This is a genomic window from Micromonospora sp. NPDC048894 (assembly GCF_040649765.1).
In the GTDB taxonomy this organism is placed as follows: Bacteria; Actinomycetota; Actinomycetes; order Mycobacteriales; family Micromonosporaceae; genus Micromonospora; species Micromonospora antibiotica.
Map to the genome: position 1 here is coordinate 191,168 of NZ_JBEZFY010000001.1, position 19,273 is coordinate 210,440.

Below are 19,273 nucleotides of genomic sequence, written 5' to 3' on the forward strand. Positions count from 1 at the left end.
CGCGCTCACCAGCCGAAGGTGCGGTCGACGGCGTCGAGCACCCGGTCGAGGTCGGGCAGGTACTCCTCCTCCACCCGGCTCGCCGGGTAGGGGGTGTCGAAACCGGTGACCCGCAGCACCGGCGACTCCAGGGAGTAGAAACACTCCTCGGTGACCCGGGCCGCGATCTCCGAGCCCAGCCCCAGGTTGCCCGGGGCCTCGTGGACGACCACGCACCGGCCGGTGCGCCGCACCGACTCGTAGACAGCGGTCAGGTCCAGCGGCGAGAGCGTACGCAGGTCGACGACCTCCAGCTCCCGGCCGTCCTCGGCGGCGGCGGTCGCCGCGTCCAGCGCGGTACGCACCATCGGGCCGTACGCCAACACGGTCGCGTCGGTGCCCGGCCGCACCACCCGGGCGGAGTGCAGCGGGTACGCCCCGGACAACGGGGCGTCCAGGTCGACCGGACCCTTCTCCCAGTAGCGCCGCTTCGGCTCCAGGAAGACGATCGGGTCGTCCGAGGCGATCGCCTGCTGGATCATCACGTACGCGTCCTGCGGATTGGCGCAGGTCACCACCTTCAGCCCGGCGGTGTGCGCGAAGTACGCCTCCGGCGACTCGGAGTGGTGCTCCACCGCGCCGATGCCCCCGCCGTAGGGGATCCGGATCACCATCGGGATGGTGACCTTGCCCTGCGAGCGGTAGTGCATCTTGGCCACCTGCGACACGATCTGGTCGTACGCCGGGTAGACGAAGCCGTCGAACTGGATCTCGCAGATCGGCCGGAAACCCCTGATGGCCAGGCCGACGGCGGTGCCGATGATGCCGGACTCGGCCAGCGGGGTGTCGATCACCCGCTGGTCGCCGAAGTCCTTCTGCAACCCGTCGGTGATCCGGAAGACGCCGCCGAGCTTGCCGACGTCCTCGCCCATGATGACGACCTTCGGGTCGTTCTCCAGGGCCCGACGCAGACCGGTGTTGAGGGCCTTGCCGAGGGTGAGCGTCTCCGTGGCCATCAGTGCGCGCTCCCCTCGAACGACTCCAGGTAGGTGCTGAACCGGGCCCGCTGGGCGTCCAACTCGGGCGAGCCGTGCGGGTAGACGTGGTCGAACATCGACACCGGGGCCGGGTCGGGCAGTTCGAGCACCCGTTCGCGCAGGTGCACCGCCTCGGCGCGGGCCTGCTCGTCGACCTCGGCGAAGAACGCGTCGTCGGCGATCTGCTGCTTGTCGAGGAACGCCTTCATCCGGGCGATCGGGTCCTTGGCCTGCCAGGCCTCGACCTCACTGGCGATCCGGTAACGGGTCGGGTCGTCCGAGGTGGTGTGCGCGCCCATCCGGTAGGTGTACGCCTCGATCAGGCTGGGGCCCTGGCCGAGCCGGGCGTTGTCCAGCGCATGCCGGGTCACCGCGTACGACGCGAGCACGTCGTTGCCGTCGACCCGGACACCGGGGAAGCCGAAACCGCCGGCCCGCCGGTAGAGCGGCACCCGGGTCTGGCGTTCCAGCGGCTCGGAGATGGCGTACTGGTTGTTCTGGCAGAAGAAGACCAGCGGGGCGTTGAAGACGCTGGCCCAGACGAACGCCTCGTTGACGTCGCCCTGACTGGTGGCGCCGTCGCCGAAGTAGGCGATCACCGCCTCGCCGTCCTCGGTGCCGGTCTTGCCGTCCATGTGGACGCCCATGGCGTACCCGGTCGCGTGCAGGGTCTGCGCCCCGATGACGATCGTGTACATGTTGAACTTGAACTCGTTCGGGTCCCAGCCGCCCTGGTCGACGCCACGGAACAGGCCGAGCGGCATGATCGGGTCGATGCCCCGGCAGTAGAGGACGCCGTGCTCCCGGTAGGTCGGGAACGCCATGTCCTGGCTGCGCAGCGCCCGTCCGGAGCCGACCTGGGCCGCCTCCTGACCGAGCAGCGAGGCCCACAGGCCCAGCTCGCCCTGCCGCTGCAACGCGGTCGCCTCGGCGTCGAGCTTGCGGACCAGCACGAGGTCGCGGTAGAGGCCGCGGTACTCCTCGTCGGTGAAGTCGACGCGGTACTCGGTGCCGTCCGGGCCGGTCGCGCTCTCGATCCGCTCCCCGGTGGGGGTGAGCAGCTGTACGAGTTCCGGCTCAGCGGTCGCGGCGGCTCGCCGGGACCGGGGTGCGGCTCGCCGGCCGCGGCTGGAGACCGCAGGGTCGCCCTTTGCCATCCGTCTCTCCCTGTCGTGTCTGTGCCCGAGCCGGGGGGTCACCCGTCCGCGCACAACGTGCGCCGGCCCGGCTGTTGCCGGACTGGTTCCTGGCGGCCGTGCCTAGCCCCGGTGGGGGTTGCCGCACGACCTGAGCCGGATCCATGGGTCGAACCCGGTTCGGGAGCGTCGGCGAGCAGCCATGCCTGCCACGGGGTACGCGGAGGTGCGGCTGCGTTGCCGTCGTGCCTGAATGATTGCAGAGGAGGTGAGCGGCCCCACAGTATGGCCCTCCCGCCGGTGACGACATGTCCGCTTGGTGACCCGTGGACTTTTTTGTCGCCGTGCCGCGCCTGCGCCGGCCGGGCCTGCGCCTGCGCCCGCGCGGGCCGCGCCGATGTCGGGCGATCGTCGCCGGACCGGCCGGGTGACGGACTTTTTGTGTGTCGACACGCTGTGGTGCCTGGTGAACTGGGCGTCACTGGGTCAAGCTGACCGGTATTGGTGGGCGTTTGGCGCATAATGTCCGTTCTGATCCGTGCTGCCCACCGGCGAACACGTCCAGGTCGACGAGGGAGTTGCGGTGTCCGAGCCAGGTGACGGTCCTCCGGTCCCCCTCCTCGGCCGGCACCGGGCCGGCGGCGGCAGCTACCGGCGGATGATCGGCGTCCACCGGGCACCCGGCGTCGGTGCGCCGCACCGGGGCTACCTGTTCACCGTCGCCCTGCTCGCCGGGGCCGCCTCGATGCCGGTGCTCGCCGCGATCAGCGCCGGCTCGGCCACCGTGGGCAGCACCGCGTTGCCGGACGAGGGCACCCCGTTCCTGCCCACCCCGTCGGTCGGGCCGGTCGTCGTCCCGGTGCCCGCCACCGGTCAACCGGCCCGCCCACCGGCCACCGCACCGGCACCGCCCGCCACCGCCCCGGCTCCCGCCACCACCGGCCCCGTCCACCGTCGGGCTGTGCCCGCCGCCACGCCCCGGCCGATCCGCCGGACGTCGGCACCCAACGCGCCGTCCCATCCCACCCCCACCCCCCACCCGACCCCCACCGCCACACCCCACCCCACGCCGAGCCCGAGTCCGGACCCGGACCCGGACGTCGAGCCGACCGCCACCCTCTCCGAGCCACCGCCGGACCCGTCGCCGACCTCGGCACCCTCCGACACCGCCACGCCCACCTCCGCACCCCCGCCCACCCCCACCCCCGCACCCACGTCGACCCCGGAGCCCGCCCCGACGCCCGGGTCCACGTCGCCCCCCGCGTCCACCCCGACGCCAGGCCAGACCGCCACCCCCGAGCCCCGACCCACCTTCACGGTCACGCTGGTCCCCACCGCGCGGCCCCGACCCACCGCGACGGCGATTCCGGCCGGCACGACCCACCCCACGCGTCCACGGTCGCAGACCCGTCCCGTACCGCGCATCGGACCAACCGCCGGTCGCCCGTCGATCCCGGTCGCCCGCCCGTCGGCCACCCCGGTCCCCGCACCGCAGGCACCCGCCGTCCCCGCACCGCAGGCACCCGCCGTACCCGCACCGCAGGCACCCGCCGTACCCGTGTCGCAGACCTCCGCCGGGTCCGCGTCGACCCTCCACGACACCACCGACCCGGACGGTACGGTGACGAACGAAGCCGCAGGCTGAGCCGCGGCGGCCCGGATGCCGTCGGTCGACCCGTCGACCACTGCGGTGTGCCGGATCGGGCACCACGGATGCGGGGGCGGAACGCTGAGTACGCGCGACGAGGGCGGCGACCGGGCCGCCCCCGACCTGGCCGACCCTGCTCCGTTCGGAGGGTCACCTGCCGCTGCCGAGCCGGTCGGGTCGGGGGCGGTGGCGACCCGGGTGGCCCGGCTGGTGACCGAGGTGACCGCGCCGGCCGTGCTGGTCACCGCGCTGACCGTGGTGATCGGCTGGCACGGTGCGGGTGGGGCGCGCGGACTGGCCTGGGGGCTGCTCGCCACGGTCTTCGCCGCCGGTATCCCGTTCACGTACATCCTGGGTGGGGTGCGGCGGGGTCGACTCACCGATCATCACATCGGTCGCCGCGAGCAGCGTCGGGTGCCGCTGCTGCTCGGGCTCGCCTCGGCGGCCACCGGGCTGGCCCTGCTCGCGGCGCTCGGTGCACCGCGCCCGGTGCTGGCCCTGGTCGCGGCCGGGGTGGTCGGCCTGGTGGTCGCGGTGGCGGTCAGTCACTGGTGGAAGATGTCCATCCACTCGGCGGTGGCCGCCGGCACGCTGGTGGTGCTGGTGCTCACCTTCGGCCCCCGGCTGCTGCCGGCCGTGCCGCTGCTCGCCCTGGTCGGCTGGTCCCGGGTGCGGCTGCGCGACCACACGGTCGCGCAGGTCGTGGTGGGCGCGCTGGTCGGCGGCCTGGTGGCCGGGCTGGTCTACGCGCCGCTCTCCTGAGCCCTCGTGCCGAGCCGGCAGCCCGGGCGGTGCCCCAGACCGGGCGCAGCGCCCGGCGACCGGTGCCGGTGGGACGGGTGCCGGTTGGACCGGTGCCGGATGGTCGGTCCGGGCGGTGACGAGGTCCGGGCGGTGACCCGGTCGGGGCGGTGACCCGGTCGGGGCGTCGGGCCCGGCGGGCGGTTCAGGGTTCGGGGCGGAGCATGGGCGGGTGGAGCCGGGTGGCCGGGCCCCGGCGGAACAGTTGGGCAGGTCGCCCCCGGTCGCCCTCGGTGGCCCGGCCGGCGGGGCTGACGAAGCCGGGGGTGCCGGTGACCTTGCGGTGGAAGTTGCGCGGGTCCAGCCGGGTGCCCCAGACCGTCTCGTAGACGGCCCGCAGCTGGGCCACGGTGAATTCGGGCGGGCAGAAAGCGCTGGCCAGCGGGGTGTACTCCAGCTTCGCGCGGGCCCGTTCCAGGCCGTCGGCGACGATCCGGTCGTGGTCGAAGGCGAGCTGGCCGAGGGTGAGCCGGTCGACCGGCACCCACTCCGCCGAGGCGGCGTCCGAGCCGGCCACCGGGGTGGGCAGGTCGGGCAGCAGGGCCAGCCAGGCGACGGTGACCACCCGTCCGCGCGGGTCGCGGTCCGGCCGGCCGTACGTGCCGAGCTGCTCCAGGTGGCCGGCCGGCTCGGGGAGCCCGGTCTCCTCGGTCAGCTCCCGGACGGCGGCGTCGGGCAGATCCTCGTCGATGCCGACGAAGCCGCCGGGCAGCGCCCACCGGCCCTCGTCCGGCGGGATGCCCCGGCGGACCAGCAGCAGGTGCAGCGCGTCGGCGCGCACGGTGAGGACCACCAGGTCCACCGTCACGGCGAAGGGCGGGTAGTCGGTCATCTCTTTATCACCACCTTGACGATAACCTATCAGAGTGGTTATCGTCGGGTAGACGAAAAAGAGGAAGGTGTGAGACATGGCCGACGTGACGAGGCGACTCTTCCTGCGCCACCTGCGCGGAACACCGACCAACTGGGTGCGGCTGCACGTCGACGGGCGGGTCCGGCGGGAAGGGACCGGCCAGTCGTTCTGGTACCGACCGCTGACCGCCGTGCTGAGCGAGGTGCCGGTCGACGACCGGGAGCTGCCGCTGCTCTTCCACGCGCGTACCGGCGACTTCGCCGACATCACCGTCCAGGCCACCGTGACCTACCGGGTGGCCGACCCGACGCTGGCCGCCGCCCGGCTCGACTTCTCGATCGACCCGCGCACCGGTAAGGCCCGGTCCCGACCGCTCGACCAGGTGGCCACCCTGCTGGCCGAGCTGGCCCAGCAGCCGGCCCTGGACCTGCTCGCCCGGGTTCCGCTGGCCGAGGCGCTGACCACGATCGCACCCATCCGGGAGGCGGTCTCCGCAGCGCTCGACACCGAGCCCCGGCTCGCCGACATCGGGGTGGCCGTGGTCAGCGCCCGGGTGGTCGCCGTCCGGCCCGAACCCGAGCTGGAACGCGCCCTGCAGACCCCCACCCGGGAGGCCGTGCAGGTGCAGGCCGACCGGGCCACCTACGCCCGCCGGGCCCAGGCCGTCGAGCAGGAACGCGGCATCGCCGAGAACGAACTCCAGAACAAGATCGAGCTGGCCCGCCGGGAACAGCAGCTCGTCGAGCAGCACGGCGCGAACACCCGCCGCCGGGTCGAACTCGACGCCGCCGCCGAGCTGGCCACCGCCCAGGGCAAGGCGGAGCGGGAACAGGTCGCCAACGCCGCCGCCGCCGAACGGGCCCGGGTGTCCGCCACCGCCGAGGCGGACAAGGAGCGGCTGCTCGCCGCCGGTGCCGCCGACAAGGAACGGGTGCTCGCCGTGGCCAAAGCCGAGACGGTACGCGCCGTCGGCGCCGCCGAGGCCGAGGCGGAGGCGGCGAAGCTGGCCACGTACGCCACCCTGCCGCCCGGGGTGCTGCAAGCCCTCACCGTCCGGGAACTCGCCGGCCAGCTCCCGCCGATCGGCCAGCTCACCGTCACCCCGGACCTGCTGGCCGACCTGCTCGGCCGGCTCACCGGCCCGACCGGGACGGTGGACCGGTGAGCGGCACACTGACCCCCCGGGTGGTGGTGGTCCGCCGCCGCAGCGAGCTGGAGGAGTTGCTCGCCCGGCACGGCACCCGGGCGGCGGCCCAGTGGTACCTGCGCGCCCGGGGCCGGGACCTGGCCGAGGTGGTGGACCGGCACGAGGCCCTCCAGGCGGCGCTGACCGCCGTCGGGGCCGCCGTACCGGCCGACTGGCGGCGTGGCACGGTCGACCGGGACGACCTGCCCCGGTTCCTGTTCGGCCCGGAGGACGTGATCGTCGCGGTCGGCCCGGACGGTCTCGTCGCCAACGTGGCGAAGTACCTCACCGGACAACCCGTCGTCGGCGTCGACCCGGAACCGGGCCGCAACGCCGGGGTGCTGGTCCGCTGCACCGGCGACCAGGTGGCCGCCCTGCTGCCGGCGGTGGCCGCCGGGACCGCGCCGCTGCGCCACCGGGCCATGGTCCGGGCCACCCTCGACGACGGACAGGAACTCGTCGGCCTCAACGAGGTGTACGTCGGGCACGCCTCCCACCAGTCGGCCCGCTACCTGCTCGACGTCGGCGGGGACGGCCGGCCCCGGCGGGAACGGCAGTCGTCCTCCGGGGTGGTCGTCGGCACCGGCACCGGGGCCACCGGCTGGTGCGCCTCGATCGCCCGGGACCGGTCGGCAGCCGTCCCGCCGCCCGCCCCTCAGGAGCCGGCCCTGTGCTGGTACGTGCGGGAGGCGTGGCCCTCACCGGTCACCGGGGTCGAGCTGGTCGCCGGCCGACTCGACGGCACCGACGCGCTGGAGCTGACCGCCGAGTCCGACGGTCTGGTGGCGTTCGCCGACGGGCTGGAGGCCGACCGGCTGACCCTGCGGTGGGGCCAGCGGGTACGCCTCGACGTCGCCCCGGGCCGGCTGGCCCTGGTCGAGCCGTAGACCGGCCGGGGACGTCACGGGGCCACCCCGGCGCGTCGCCGGCCACCGCGTCGTCGGGTGGTCAGCGCGTCGCCAGGCCCGCAGCGCGTCGTCGGACGGTCAGGGGGTGTCGTCCCCCAGCCGTTGCCGGTTGGCCTCGATCCAGGCGTCCAGGGCGACCGGGTCGTCGGGGTCGATGCCGTCAGCCATCAGCTGGGCCACCGCCGCCGTCGCCGGGCTGCGCCGCTCGCCTGTCGAATAGAGCCGGGCGAACTCCGGCACCAACTCCTCGATCGCCTCGTCGGTCTGGGTGCCGGCCCGTTCGGGCAGCCCCCGCCGCCGGGCCGCGAACGCCGCCCAGGCCCGCAGCACCCGGGGCAGCAACGCCGCGTCGTCCATGTCCAGCACGGCCCGCCGGTGCACCCAGTCGAGCAGGAACAACCCGGCCACCGCCGGGCTCCAGCGCAACGGGTCGGCGTCCGGGAAGCTCGCCGAGTGGTCGAAGAGCAGCCCCAGGCAGAAGTGCAGCGAGGCCAGCTCGGCGTCGCTGTCGAGGGTGTTCAGCCCATGGCGGGCCGCCTCGGGGGAGGACAGGAAAGCCCGGACCAGCGTGGTGCGCTCGTCGGCGCTGAGCGGCTGCGCGTCCCAGCCGGTGGTGCCGGCGCTCGGCTCGGGCAGCACCGCCAGCCGTGCCCCGACCAACGCCCGGTCGGTGGCGAGCGAACCCTCGGCGGGCAGGTCACCCAGGTCATCGGTGATCGTCAGGTGACGACCCACCTCGCCGTGCATCCGGGCCGGGTCCTCCTCCCGGAACCACGTCAGGTCGTCGTCGGCGCACATCTGCCGGACCTGCTCCAGGATCCGTTCGGCCGGCCCGCCGACGAAGACGTCCTTGGTGATGCCGATGTTGTGGTCGACCAGTGCCACCAGGGCGTGCTCCGGGCCGCCCGACTCGTCGTCGTAGGCGAAGGTGGCCAGGTAGGAGGTCTGGTCGCCGTACACGTCGCCGTACGACCAGGTGCCGGTGAGGTGGACCCGGCCGAGCTGACCGGCCCAGGCCGGGGCCTGCGCGCCGGGGCGGACCTTCGCCGCGCCCTCCGCATCGGGCACCAGCGCGGCGAAGACCTGACGGATGGTGGTGGCGGCGGCCGTCCGGCGGCGGGAGGTGGCGGCGAGGAAACCGGAGACGAATTCCCGGACCGCCGTTTCCCGGTCGGTCTCGGCGATCGCGTAGACGCTGCCCAGCAGCGCCGTGCCGAGCATCTCGGCGTCGAGCGCGCAGTCCAGCCTGGTCACGTCGCGGGCCGCGGAGAGCACCGCGTCGTAGGGGGTCTTTGGCGTGGCCATGGCACGACCCTACGCCGCCGCGCAGCCCCGGACACCTGTGCCGGCGGCGGCGTTCACCGGGTGGCGTCCTGCCAGGCGCAGCGGGCGAGGGCGTACCGGTCGAGGAGGGCCCGGACGGGGATGAGGACGTACTCCGCGCCGACCCGGGCGACCGCCTCGGTGAGCCGCTGCTCGGCCCGCTGTCGGGCCCGTCGGGCCGCCCAGCGGATCACCGGCCGGGTCACCGCGGCCACCAGCAGACCGGCGAGCAGCCCACCGAGCAGGAGCACAGTCGGCAACGGTGCCTCCCCCACCCGGGGATAGTCCAGCGCCGGCAGACCCAGGGCACGCAGCGCGTAGCCGAGCACCAGCCAGCCGAGCCCGGCCACGGCGGCGAGGGTGACCAGCCACTGGAGGGCACCGACCAGCCGCCACCAGAACGGCCGGCGGTCCATGCCCAGGTCGGTGCCGGCGACCGCGCCGTCCAGCGCGTCCGGCAGGTCGGCCAGCCGGGACCGGGCGGCGGCGGTCACCGCGGCCGGCCAGGGTGCCGGGAGTTTCTCGCCGGACCGGTCGCCGACGGCGCGGATGGCCAGCCCGAGGGCGGACTGCTGGGCGGCTGTCGGGTCGGGCACGGAGGTGGCAGCGAGCACGGGCTCCGCCGGGCGCTGCGGATCGGTGGTCGGGCCGGGCAGGTGCAGCCGGTGCAGCGGGTCGGGGCGCAGTTTGCGCCAGCCGCGTACCAACGGCCAGCCGGTGGCCCCGCCGGCCCGGTGCCGGTACGCCCCCTCGACCGCGGCGGCCACCGCCGGCACCCCGGCCGACTCGGCCAACGCCCGGTCCAGGGCGCGGACCGTCGCGGCGTCCGGGACGTGCCCCGGGGCTTCGACGGCGACCAGTTCGCCCAGGGACGCCGCCACCGTGTCGGCGTCGCCGGAGAGCCGGCGCAGCGCGGCCTGCCGGTCCGACACCGCCCGTTCCAGCGCCTCCCGCAGCCCGGTCATCCCGTCCGGCTCGACCGCCGTGGTGGCCAGCAGCGGCACCCCGTCGAGCCCGTCGACGTCGAGCAGCCGGCGCAGGTCGGCCAGCACCCGGGGCAGCTCGGCCGGGGGCAGCCGGTCGGCCTGGTTGAGCACCACCACCGTCACGTCCCGGTGCCGGTGGAACTCGCGCAGGTAGCTGTTGTGGATCACCCGGTCGGCGTACTTCTGCGGGTCGACCACCCAGACCACCAGGTCGACCAGGCCGAGCAGCCGGTCCACCTCCAGTCGGTGGGACCGCTGCACCGAGTCGAAGTCGGGCAGGTCGAGCAGGATCAGCCCGTGCAGGGCCGACTCGTCGTCGCCGTCGAGCGCGCTCTCCCGGACGAACCGGTGCCGGGGCAGCACCCCGACCCAGTCGAGCAGCCGGTTGCCGCCGTCCAGCGGCCCCCAGACGCAGGCGTGCGCGACACCGGTGGTGGGCCGGCGCACCCCGACCGGGGAGAGTTCCATCCCGGCCAGGGAGTTGAACAGGCTGGACTTGCCGCTGCCGGTGGCGCCGGCCAACGCCACGACGGTGTGGTCCCGGGACAGCGACAACCGGGTGCCGGCCCGCTCGACCAGGGTGTGCGCGCCGACCAGCCGGGTGTCGGGCACCTCGCCGTCGACCGCGTCGAGGAACCGGCGGATCGCGTCGAGGCGGGCCACCAGCGCGTCGGCGTCGACCCGCTGGTCACCCCGGAGCGCCTCGCGCATCCGACCGACGATGTTGGTCACCGGGTGCCGTCCTCGGAGGTCGGGGTCGGGATCGGTAGGGCCTGGCCGGTCTGGCCGGCGAGGCCGCTGTGGTGCCGGGCCAGCTCGACCCGGCCGCCGGCCCGGCGCAGCGCCGCGCCGACCTCCGCACCGGGTCGGGCCCCGTCGGTGCGGGCCAGGTAGCGGGCCGCCTCCTCGTCCAGCAGCGCGCGGACCCGTTCCAGCAGGTCACCCCGGGCCTTCGCGGCGAGGGTACGCACCGCCTGGTCGCCGAAGATCGCCTGGAGTACGGCCTGCGCGGCGACGGTGGTGCCGGCCCCGGTGGCCACCTCCAGCCCGGTCGGGATGAACGCGGTGGAGGCGAAGACGGCGATCATCACGGCCAGCCCGGTGGCGTTGACCGCGTACGCGGCCGTCCGGGCCACGAACCGCCGGTCGCCGCCCTCCTCCCGCACCAGCTCCAGCACCCCGCGCTGCCAGTCCCGGACCAGCCGCTCGGCCCGCTCGGGCAGGTCGGCCGACGGGTGCGCCAGCGGCGGGTCGAGTAGCGCGGCCCCGGCCGGGTTCGCCTTCCAGGCGGTGTACGCGTTCTCCGCCGCCTCGGAGGCGACCCCGCGCAGCAGGGTGACCAACTGTGACTCGATGGCGTTGCGCAGGTCGGTGGCGGGGGTGGCGGGCCGGCCGGTTACCGCGGCGACGACCCGGTCGCGCAGCCGGCCGATCCGGGCCTCCAGCGTCCGGAAGAACTCGCCGGTGCCGACGAACTCCTGCCAGCGGGCGAGGACCTCGCCGCGGAGCAGCCGGCCGTCCTTCAGCCCTTCGGCCACGGTCCGGTGCGCGCCCTGGTAGGCGGCCCGGACCCGGTCGTCGAGGGCGTCGGCGGCGACCATCTGCTCGTCGGCCGCGTCGGCGAGCATCTCCACCGTCGGGTGCAGTGAGGCGAGTGCGCCGTCGAGGGTCTGCCGGACCACGGCGGCCCGGGCCTCGGCGTCGGCGGCGAGCCGGGCGAACCAGGTGCCCAGCGGTGCGGTGACCCGGTCGGGCAGCAGGCCCTGGCCGTCGACCCAGGTCTCCGGCAGGACGAACAGCGGTGCCGCGCCCAACTCCTGGGCGGCGAGCATCTCGGACAGGTGGGCGGCGATCTCGTCGGCGGCCTCGGGGGGCACCCGGTCCAGCACCATGGCGATCGCGGCACCCCGGGAGCGGGCGGTACGCAGCAGCTCCCACGGGACGGCGTCGGCGTACCGGGCGGCGGTGGTGACGAAGAGCCAGAGATCGGCGGCGGCGAGCAGTTGGCCGGCGAGGGCCCGGTTGGCGTCGACCACCGAGTCGATGTCGGGGGCGTCGAGGAAGGCCAGCCCCGGGGGGAGCGCGGGCGCGGTGACCAGGTGCAGGGTGCCCGGATCCTCGCTGGGTTCGTTGGTGCGGGTCAGGCCGGGCAGCAGCTCACCCTGGCGGAACCAGGCGGCGTCGGCGGGGTTGCAGACCAGCACCGGGGAGCGGGTGGTGGGGCGGAGCACGCCGGCGGCGCTCACCCGGGCCTGGACCAGGCTGTTGACCAGGGTCGACTTGCCCGCGCCGGTGGAGCCGCCGACGACCACGAGCAGCGGGGCGTCGAGCCGGGCCAGCCGGGGCAGCAGGTAGTCGTCGAGCTGGTCGGTCAGCGCCCGGCCGGTGTGCCGGGCCGGCTCGGCCGAGGGCAGCGCGAGCGGAAACCGGGCCGCGCCGATCGCGGCCCGCAGGCCGGTGAGGGCGGCGGGCAGGCCGTCTCCGGTGGGGCCGGGCGGCGTCTCGTCGGTCTCCGACGGCCCGGTGCGGGCGGCGACGGTGGGCGCGCCGGACCGGGTGGCGGGATCGCCGTGCGTCGTCACCGCTAAAGCGTGCCCGACCGATGCAACAGAGACAACCGGAGGGTAGTAACGGTCGGGTTGCGTCGGGTCGGCTCAAGTCGACTTGCGCTTTGGCGATCGCGTGGCACTATTGAGTCAAGTTCACTCAACTTGTGGTGTGGTCGCTGCGGGCGGCCCTCCCGGGCAGGCCCTCCGACCTGCCCACCCGTAACGAAGCGAGGAAGCGAAGATGGCACGTGCGGTCGGTATCGACCTCGGCACGACGAACTCCTGCGTCAGCGTTCTCGAGGGCGGTGAGCCCACCGTCATCGCCAACGCTGAAGGCTCGCGGACGACCCCGTCGATCGTCGCGTTCGCCCGTAACGGCGAGGTGCTCGTCGGTGAGGTCGCGAAGCGCCAGGCGGTGACCAACCCGGACCGGACCATCCGCTCGGTCAAGCGGGAGATCGGCACCAACTGGACCGTCGACATCGACGGCAAGAAGTACACCCCGCAGGAGATCTCGGCGCGCACGCTGATGAAGCTCAAGCGGGACGCCGAGGCGTACCTGGGTGAGCAGATCACCGACGCGGTGATCACCGTTCCCGCCTACTTCAACGACGGGCAGCGGCAGTCCACCAAGGAGGCCGGTGAGATCGCCGGCTTCAACGTGCTGCGGATCGTCAACGAGCCGACCGCGGCGGCCCTGGCGTACGGGCTGGACAAGGGCTCCAAGGAGCAGACCGTCCTCGTCTTCGACCTGGGCGGCGGCACCTTCGACGTGTCCCTGCTGGAACTGGCCGAGGGCGTCGTCGAGGTCAAGTCGACCAGCGGTGACAACCAGCTCGGCGGTGACGACTGGGACCAGCGGATCATCGACCACCTGGTGAAGACGTTCCGCGGCGAGCACGGCATCGACCTGGGCCAGGACAAGATGGCCCTCCAGCGGCTCCGCGAGGCGGCCGAGAAGGCCAAGATCGAGCTGTCGGCGGCCACCACCACCAACATCAACCTGCCGTACATCACCGCCGGCGCGGCCGGCCCGCTGCACCTGGACGTGACGCTCAGCCGCGCCGAGTTCCAGCGGATGACGCAGGACCTGCTGGACCGCTGCAAGGGCCCGTTCGAGCAGGCCGTGAAGGACGCCGGCATCAAGATCTCCGACGTCGAGCACGTGATCCTGGTCGGCGGCTCCACCCGGATGCCGGCCGTCACCGACCTGGTCAAGCAGCTCACCGGTCGCGACCCCAACAAGGGCGTCAACCCGGACGAGGTCGTCGCCGTCGGCGCGGCCCTGCAGGCTGGCGTGCTCAAGGGTGAGGTCAAGGACGTCCTGCTGCTCGACGTGACCCCGCTGAGCCTGGGCATCGAGACCAAGGGCGGCATCTTCACCAAGCTCATCGAGCGCAACACCACCATCCCGACCAGGCGCTCCGAGGTCTTCACCACGGCCGACGACAACCAGCCGTCGGTGCTGATCCAGGTGTTCCAGGGCGAGCGCGAGATCGCGGCGTACAACAAGAAGCTCGGCACCTTCGAGCTGACCGGCCTCCCGCCGGCGCCGCGTGGCGTGCCGCAGGTCGAGGTCGCCTTCGACATCGACGCCAACGGCATCGTCAACGTGCACGCCAAGGACCTGGGCACCGGCAAGGAACAGAAGATGACGATCACCGGCGGCTCCTCGCTGCCGAAGGACGACATCGAGCGGATGCGCCGCGACGCCGAAGAGCACGCCGACGACGACAAGCGTCGCCGCGAGGAGGCGGAGGCCCGCAACGTGGCCGAGGCGCTCCAGTGGCAGACCGAGAAGTTCCTCGCCGAGAGCGGCGACAAGCTGCCGACGGAGAACCGGGAGCAGCTCAACGAGGCCCTCGGCGAGCTGCGCGGCGCGCTCGGCGGTCAGGACATCGAGAAGATCAAGGCGGCCCACGAGCGGCTCGCCCAGGTCTCCCAGCAGGCCGGTTCGCTGCTCTACGCGCAGCAGGCCGAGCAGGGGGAGCAGCCGGGCGCGGCAGGTCCGGGCGCGGGCGCCGGTGCCGGCGCGGGTGCCGGTGCCGCCGGGGCCCCGAAGGCGGGCGGCCCGGACGACGTGGTCGACGCGGAGATCGTGGACGAGGACAAGAAGTGACGGTCCGCGCCGGACACGAACTCACCGCACAGGGATCGAGGTAGTCGTATGACGGAGAAGCCACGAGTCGCCGACCCGGGCGCCTCCGGGTCGACGCCGGGTGGCTCCGAGCCCGCCGACGACGGGCCGCGGGTCGTCATCCGGAACAACCGCAAGCTGGGCAGGACCGAGGAGTCGCCCGCCGCCGCCGACGCCGGGGCGGACGCCCCGGCCGAGGGGCTGGTCGAGGAGGCCGAGGTGATGGTCGACGAGATCGAGGCCGAGGCGACCGCGCTCGACGGGCCGGCACCGACCGGTCCGCCGGTGGTGGACGCCCCCGCGCAGCCGGTCGACGGCAGCCCGACCGGCTCGCCGCTCGGCGCCGAGCTGGAAGCCCTCCGGGCCGAGCTGGACGAACGGACCCGGGACCTGCAACGGGTGTCGGCGGAGTACGCCAACTACCGCAAGCGGGTGGACCGGGACCGGGGCGTGGTCCAGGAGCAGGCGACCGGCTCGGTGCTCGCCGCGCTGCTGCCCATCCTGGACGACCTGGACCGGGCCCGGGAGCACGGCGACCTGGTGGGGCCGTTCGGCACGGTGGCCGAGCAGCTCACCACGGCGCTGGGCAAGTTCGGCCTGACCCCCTTCGGCGAGAAGGGCGATCCGTTCGACCCGACCCGGCACGAGGCGGTCGCGCACCAGACCTCGCCGGACGTGGACGAGCCCACCTGTGTCCAGGTGATGCGCCGGGGCTACCTGCTCGGTGAGCGGCTGCTGCGGCCGGCCATGGTCGCGGTCGCCGACCCGCAATAGTGCACGGCCATCCGGTCGCCCCGCCCACCCGCACCCGGTGGGCGGGGCGACCGGGCCACATCTCACGGAAGGGGGTGGACCGGTGAGTTCCAAGGACTGGATCGAGAAGGACTTCTACGCCACGTTGGGCGTGGAGAAGTCCGCCTCCTCAGACGAGATCAAGAAGTCGTACCGGAAACTGGCCCGGGAATCGCACCCGGACCACAACCCCGGTGACCCGAAGGCCGAGGAGCGGTTCAAGGGCGTCTCCGAGGCGTACGCGGTGCTCGGCGACGACACCAAGCGCCGCGAGTACGACGAGATGCGCTCGCTGTTCGGCTCGGGCGCGTTCCGTCGGGGCGCGCCCGGCACGGGTCAGCCCGGCGGTGCCCCGTTCGACGTCTCCGACCTGTTCGGCGGCGGTGGCGGGGACACCCGGTTCGGTGGTGGCGGCTTCACCGACCTGTTCAGCTCGATCTTCTCCGGCGGTGGTGCCGGTCCGACGCGGGCACGTGGCCCGGCCCGGGGCCGGGACGTGGAGACCGAGGTGGCCCTCGACTTCGGGGACGCGGTGCGTGGTGTCACCCTGCCGTTGACGCTGCGCGCGCCCGGGGTCTGCGACACCTGCCACGGCAACGGCGCGAAGCCCGGCACCCAGCCGACCGCCTGCCCGGTCTGCCACGGCGCCGGGGTGACCACCCGGGACCAGGGGTCGTTCAGCTTCTCCGAGCCGTGCCGCAACTGCCAGGGCGTCGGCACGGTCGTCGAGGAGAAGTGCCCCGAGTGCCACGGCACCGGCGGGGTCACCAAGACCCGCACGTTGAACGTCCGCTTTCCCGCCGGGGTGGCCGACGGGCAGCGGATCAGGTTGGCCGGGCGGGGCGAGCCGGGTCAGCGGGGTGGGCCGGCGGGCGACCTGTTCGTCCAGGTGAAGGTCCGCCCGGACGACCTGTTCGGGCGTACCGGTGACGACCTGACGCTGGCCGTGCCGATCACCTTCGCCGAGGCGGTGCTCGGCACCGACCTGCGGGTGCCCACGCTGGACGGCGCGGTGACCCTGCGCGTGCCGCCGGGGACCCCGTCCGGTCGGGTGCTGCGGGCCCGGGGCAAGGGTGTGGTGCGTCGCGACGGTCAGGCCGGTGACCTGCTGGTCACGTTGGACGTGGTGGTGCCGGCGACGGTGTCGGACGAAGCCCGGGCGGCGCTGGAGTCGTTCGCCGACGCGACGCCGCCGGCGGCCCGGGAACATCTCGACGCGCGGGTGCGTCGGGTCGGTTGACCGGTTGACGGGTGCGGAGGTGAGTGGAGATGTCGGACGGGTTCGTCGGTTCGGGTGACGCCGCCTACGAGGCCAAGGTGCTGATGATCTCGGTCGCGGCACGGATGGCGGGAATGCACCCGCAGACGTTGCGTCAGTACGACCGGCTCGGCCTGGTGCAGGCCGGTCGGGCGGCCGGTGGTGGGCGGCGCTACAGCGTGCGCGACGTGGTGCTGCTGCGCGAGGTCCAGCGACTCAGTCAGGACGAGGGCGTCAACCTGGCCGGGGTGAAACGGATCATCGGGCTGGAACGCCTGGTGGAACAGGCCCAGCAGCGGGTGGCCCGGCTGGAGGCGGAGCTGGACGCCGCGTACCGGCGGATCGCCGAGCTGGAGACGCTGGCCAGCGGTTTCTCCCGGGGTGACCTGGTGCCGACCAGTCGCACCTCCACGGCGCTGGTGGTCTGGCGTCCCCGCCGCACCCCCGACCGCTGACCCTGGCCCGGCCCGCCGGGTCGGCGGTGGTCTGCGGTCGGGGTTTTCCGGCGGTGGGTGGTCGTTCCGGCTAGCCTGTTGTCAGGTCCAACCAGGTCAATTCGGACTCCGACGGCGGGGGGAACCGTGGCGGAATCGGCGAAGAAAGTGGCCCGGCAGGCGGAGGAGCGGCTCAACAAGGTGGCCGAGAACGTCCGGGAGAAGTTCGACCGGGTCACCGAGGGCAAGTTCTCCGACACGGTGAAGAACGGCAGGTTCGCCGAAGGGGCCGACCCCGGGGCGGACCGGGAGCGGACCGGGGAGAAACGCCGCAACCAGGGCGGATCGGCACGCTGACGATCCGTCGACGTGCGGGCCGGGACCCACGGGGGGTCCCGGCCCGTTCGCCGTCCGGCTGCGGGTGCGCCGCCGGTCAGCCGAGCCGGCGGTTGTCCCGGACCAGGCCGCCCTCGCACCAGTCGTGGTAGGTGAAGAGTTCCTGCCGGGCCAGCAGCGCCCGACTGTTGTACGCCCAGTTGCGCATCAACTCGTCGCCGTCGCGCTCGGCCTGCTCCACCAGTTTGCGGAAGCGACGCTTGGGGTGGGCGCGGAAGTTCGTTCGGATGCCGTCGGCCGCGTAGATGTAGAGGCAGTGCAGGGCGAAGCGGCGCGCGGGGCAGGCCGGGTCCAACGCCAACTCGAACAGGGTGAGCACCAGGTGGTCGCCGGAGACCAGCAGGTCCCAGTCTTGTGGCAGCGAGGTCAGCGGCACCGAGTCCGGCTGGTACGCCCAGGCCCGTAGCTCCCCCGACGACGGGTCGACGGGGTTGGCGAAGCCGTGGAACGGCGGATCCTGCACGCTCACCGGCAACCTTCCGCTCACATCCACGGGGTGCCTCCGTGCGCCCGCGGGACCCTGTCCTGCTGGGGCGCAACGCTAGCCGCCGCTGCCCGGCCGGCGGAAGACCCCGCCGGGAGCAATTCGGCAACGGAGGCCCTGGCCAGGCCACCTGTGTGAGGGGCCTGGCCAGGCGGTTCTCAGTCCGTGGCGGGTACCGGCTGGGGCTGTCGGGCGGCGATCCGTCGACGCAGCCTCTGCTTGAACCAGCGCATGTCGGGCAGGCGGGCGAGCATCGGACCGGTGATCACGGTGATCAGCACGTACGCCGTGGCGAGCGCCGCCAGTTTGGGTTCGACGGTGCCGGCGGCGACGGCCAGACCGGCGATGACGATGGAGAACTCGCCGCGCGGCATCAACGCGAAGCCGGCCCGCCAACGGCCCGGTTCGGCGATGCCGGCCCGGCGGGCCGCCAGGTAGCCGGTGAGCAGCTTGGTCCCCATGGTGACCACGGCCAGCACGATCGCGGGCAGCAGCACCGGCGGCATGTCCCGGGGGTCGGTGACCAGGCCGAAGAAGACGAAGAAGACCGCGGCGAAGAGGTCCCGCAGCGGGGAGAGCAGTTCGGTGGCGTGGTGCGCCACCGGCCCGGACAGGGCGATGCCGACCAGGAACGCCCCGACGGCGGCGGAGACCTGGAGCCGGGCGGCGATGCCGGCGACCAGCAGGGTCAGGCCGAGCACCCCGAGCAGCAACGCCTCCGGGTCCTTCGCCGACAGGGCGGCGGAGATCAGGTGGCCGAAGCGGATGGCGACGACCAGCACGATCACCACGGTGAACACCGCGACACCCAGCGCGATCCCACCCTTGACCAGGCCCACGCCGGCCAGCAGCGCGGTCACCAGCGGCAGGTAGAGCGCCATCGCCAGGTCCTCGATGACCAGCACGGAGAGGATGACCGGGGTTTCCCGGTTACCGACCCGGCCGAGGTCGCCGAGCACCTTGGCGATCACCCCGGACGACGAGATCCAGGTGATGCCGCCGAGCACCACGGCGGCCACCCAGCCCCAGCCGAGCAGCAACGCGAAGCCGAAACCGGGCAGGGCGTTGAGCGCCGCGTCGATCAGGCCGGCCGGGGCCGCCGAGCGCAGGTTGCCGACCAGCTCGTTGGCGCTGTATTCCAGGCCGAGCATGACCAGCAGCAGGATGACGCCGATCTCGGCGCCGACGGCGAAGAACTCCTCGCTCGCGGCCAGCGGGAGCAGGCCACCGTGCCCGAAGGCGAGCCCGGCGAGCAGGTAGAGGGGGATGGGGGAGACGCCGAACCGGCGGCTGAGCCGGCCGAGCAGCCCGAGCAGAAGCAGGAGCGCGCCGACCTCGATGAGCAGTGTGGTGGTTTCGTGCATAC

At 73.7% G+C, this 19,273-nt stretch carries 17 protein-coding genes; 9 read left to right on the forward strand and 8 right to left on the reverse strand.

Annotation, left to right across the window (positions count from 1 at the left end):
* Positions 1 to 5 precede the first annotated feature (5 nt).
* Together AB0C22_RS00905 and pdhA are read right to left on the reverse strand one after the other, a co-directional pair.
* A complete protein-coding gene (locus AB0C22_RS00905) occupies positions 6 to 995 on the reverse strand; it encodes an alpha-ketoacid dehydrogenase subunit beta (protein ID WP_208565280.1) in 990 nt (329 codons plus the stop codon).
* Positions 995 to 2,173, reverse strand: a complete 1,179-nt coding sequence (gene pdhA / locus AB0C22_RS00910; RefSeq protein WP_208565281.1) for a pyruvate dehydrogenase (acetyl-transferring) E1 component subunit alpha — start codon at positions 2,171 to 2,173, stop codon at positions 995 to 997. The genes AB0C22_RS00905 and pdhA overlap by 1 nt, the downstream gene beginning before the upstream one ends.
* A 562-nt stretch (positions 2,174 to 2,735) precedes the next feature.
* Between pdhA and AB0C22_RS00915 the strand changes: the two genes are divergently transcribed.
* Entirely contained in the window at positions 2,736 to 3,797 is a 1,062-nt protein-coding gene (locus AB0C22_RS00915) for a hypothetical protein (protein ID WP_357532778.1), read from the forward strand.
* A 189-nt stretch (positions 3,798 to 3,986) separates the two neighbouring features.
* A complete protein-coding gene (locus AB0C22_RS00920; protein WP_308290962.1) occupies positions 3,987 to 4,562 on the forward strand; it encodes a phosphatase PAP2 family protein in 576 nt (191 codons plus the stop codon).
* 184 nt (positions 4,563 to 4,746) lie between these two features.
* On the opposite strand, the gene AB0C22_RS00925 is transcribed toward AB0C22_RS00920, so the two are convergent.
* Positions 4,747 to 5,433 (reverse strand): NUDIX domain-containing protein, encoded by a 687-nt coding sequence (locus AB0C22_RS00925; RefSeq protein WP_357532780.1) that lies wholly within the window; start codon positions 5,431 to 5,433, stop codon positions 4,747 to 4,749.
* Positions 5,434 to 5,509: 76 nt separating this feature from the next.
* On the opposite strand from AB0C22_RS00925, the gene AB0C22_RS00930 reads away from it, so the two are divergent.
* Positions 5,510 to 6,619, forward strand: a complete 1,110-nt coding sequence (locus tag AB0C22_RS00930) for an SPFH domain-containing protein (protein ID WP_357532782.1) — start codon at positions 5,510 to 5,512, stop codon at positions 6,617 to 6,619.
* Positions 6,616 to 7,527, forward strand: a complete 912-nt coding sequence (locus AB0C22_RS00935; RefSeq protein ID WP_357532784.1) for a hypothetical protein — start codon at positions 6,616 to 6,618, stop codon at positions 7,525 to 7,527. The genes AB0C22_RS00930 and AB0C22_RS00935 overlap by 4 nt, the downstream gene beginning before the upstream one ends.
* A 99-nt stretch (positions 7,528 to 7,626) precedes the next feature.
* On the opposite strand, the gene AB0C22_RS00940 is transcribed toward AB0C22_RS00935, so the two are convergent.
* The 3 genes from AB0C22_RS00940 to AB0C22_RS00950 are packed head-to-tail and all read right to left on the reverse strand — an operon-like array spanning position 7,627 to position 12,439.
* Positions 7,627 to 8,853, reverse strand: a complete 1,227-nt coding sequence (locus AB0C22_RS00940) for a hypothetical protein (RefSeq protein WP_219465514.1) — start codon at positions 8,851 to 8,853, stop codon at positions 7,627 to 7,629.
* A 53-nt stretch (positions 8,854 to 8,906) separates the two neighbouring features.
* Positions 8,907 to 10,589: a GTPase gene (locus AB0C22_RS00945; RefSeq protein ID WP_357532787.1), complete on the reverse strand. Its 1,683-nt coding sequence runs from the start codon at positions 10,587 to 10,589 to the stop codon at positions 8,907 to 8,909.
* The gene (locus AB0C22_RS00950) at positions 10,586 to 12,439 is read right to left on the reverse strand and encodes an ABC transporter (RefSeq protein ID WP_357532789.1); all 1,854 of its coding nucleotides are present in this window, start codon (positions 12,437 to 12,439) and stop codon (positions 10,586 to 10,588) included. Before AB0C22_RS00950 ends, AB0C22_RS00945 begins: the two co-directional genes overlap by 4 nt.
* Positions 12,440 to 12,647: 208 nt before the next feature.
* Between AB0C22_RS00950 and dnaK the strand changes: the two genes are divergently transcribed.
* The 5 genes from dnaK (at position 12,648) to AB0C22_RS00975 (ending at position 17,384) form a co-directional block, all read left to right on the forward strand.
* Positions 12,648 to 14,525: a molecular chaperone DnaK gene (gene dnaK / locus AB0C22_RS00955; RefSeq protein ID WP_219465519.1), complete on the forward strand. Its 1,878-nt coding sequence runs from the start codon at positions 12,648 to 12,650 to the stop codon at positions 14,523 to 14,525.
* A 48-nt stretch (positions 14,526 to 14,573) separates the two neighbouring features.
* Positions 14,574 to 15,317, forward strand: a complete 744-nt coding sequence (gene grpE / locus AB0C22_RS00960; RefSeq protein ID WP_357532791.1) for a nucleotide exchange factor GrpE — start codon at positions 14,574 to 14,576, stop codon at positions 15,315 to 15,317.
* 82 nt (positions 15,318 to 15,399) lie between these two features.
* Positions 15,400 to 16,575: a molecular chaperone DnaJ gene (gene dnaJ / locus AB0C22_RS00965; RefSeq protein ID WP_357532793.1), complete on the forward strand. Its 1,176-nt coding sequence runs from the start codon at positions 15,400 to 15,402 to the stop codon at positions 16,573 to 16,575.
* A gap of 29 nt (positions 16,576 to 16,604) precedes the next feature.
* Positions 16,605 to 17,048 (forward strand): MerR family transcriptional regulator, encoded by a 444-nt coding sequence (locus tag AB0C22_RS00970; protein ID WP_219465524.1) that lies wholly within the window; start codon positions 16,605 to 16,607, stop codon positions 17,046 to 17,048.
* 126 nt (positions 17,049 to 17,174) lie between these two features.
* Positions 17,175 to 17,384: a hypothetical protein gene (locus AB0C22_RS00975; protein ID WP_219465525.1), complete on the forward strand. Its 210-nt coding sequence runs from the start codon at positions 17,175 to 17,177 to the stop codon at positions 17,382 to 17,384.
* 76 nt (positions 17,385 to 17,460) lie between these two features.
* Here the strand turns inward: AB0C22_RS00975 and AB0C22_RS00980 are convergent, their stop codons facing one another.
* Positions 17,461 to 17,892: a hypothetical protein gene (locus AB0C22_RS00980; RefSeq protein WP_219465526.1), complete on the reverse strand. Its 432-nt coding sequence runs from the start codon at positions 17,890 to 17,892 to the stop codon at positions 17,461 to 17,463.
* Positions 17,893 to 18,065: 173 nt separating this feature from the next.
* Positions 18,066 to 19,271, reverse strand: coding sequence for a cation:proton antiporter (locus tag AB0C22_RS00985; RefSeq protein WP_219465527.1), 1,206 nt, complete (start codon positions 19,269 to 19,271; stop codon positions 18,066 to 18,068).
* Between the last annotated feature and the right edge of the window lie 2 nt (positions 19,272 to 19,273).

What these genes read in the sequence shown, in the direction of transcription:
- AB0C22_RS00905 (WP_208565280.1), bottom strand. Translation starts at nt 995, where the DNA reads ATGGCCACGGAGACGCTCACCCTCGGCAAGGCCCTCAACACCGGTCTG.
- pdhA (WP_208565281.1), bottom strand. Translation starts at nt 2,173, where the DNA reads ATGGCAAAGGGCGACCCTGCGGTCTCCAGCCGCGGCCGGCGAGCCGCA.
- AB0C22_RS00925 (WP_357532780.1), bottom strand. Translation starts at nt 5,433, where the DNA reads ATGACCGACTACCCGCCCTTCGCCGTGACGGTGGACCTGGTGGTCCTC.
- AB0C22_RS00930 (WP_357532782.1), top strand. Translation starts at nt 5,510, where the DNA reads ATGGCCGACGTGACGAGGCGACTCTTCCTGCGCCACCTGCGCGGAACA.
- AB0C22_RS00940 (WP_219465514.1), bottom strand. Translation starts at nt 8,853, where the DNA reads ATGGCCACGCCAAAGACCCCCTACGACGCGGTGCTCTCCGCGGCCCGC.
- dnaK (WP_219465519.1), top strand. Translation starts at nt 12,648, where the DNA reads ATGGCACGTGCGGTCGGTATCGACCTCGGCACGACGAACTCCTGCGTC.
- grpE (WP_357532791.1), top strand. Translation starts at nt 14,574, where the DNA reads ATGACGGAGAAGCCACGAGTCGCCGACCCGGGCGCCTCCGGGTCGACG.
- AB0C22_RS00970 (WP_219465524.1), top strand. Translation starts at nt 16,605, where the DNA reads ATGTCGGACGGGTTCGTCGGTTCGGGTGACGCCGCCTACGAGGCCAAG.
- AB0C22_RS00985 (WP_219465527.1), bottom strand. Translation starts at nt 19,271, where the DNA reads ATGCACGAAACCACCACACTGCTCATCGAGGTCGGCGCGCTCCTGCTT.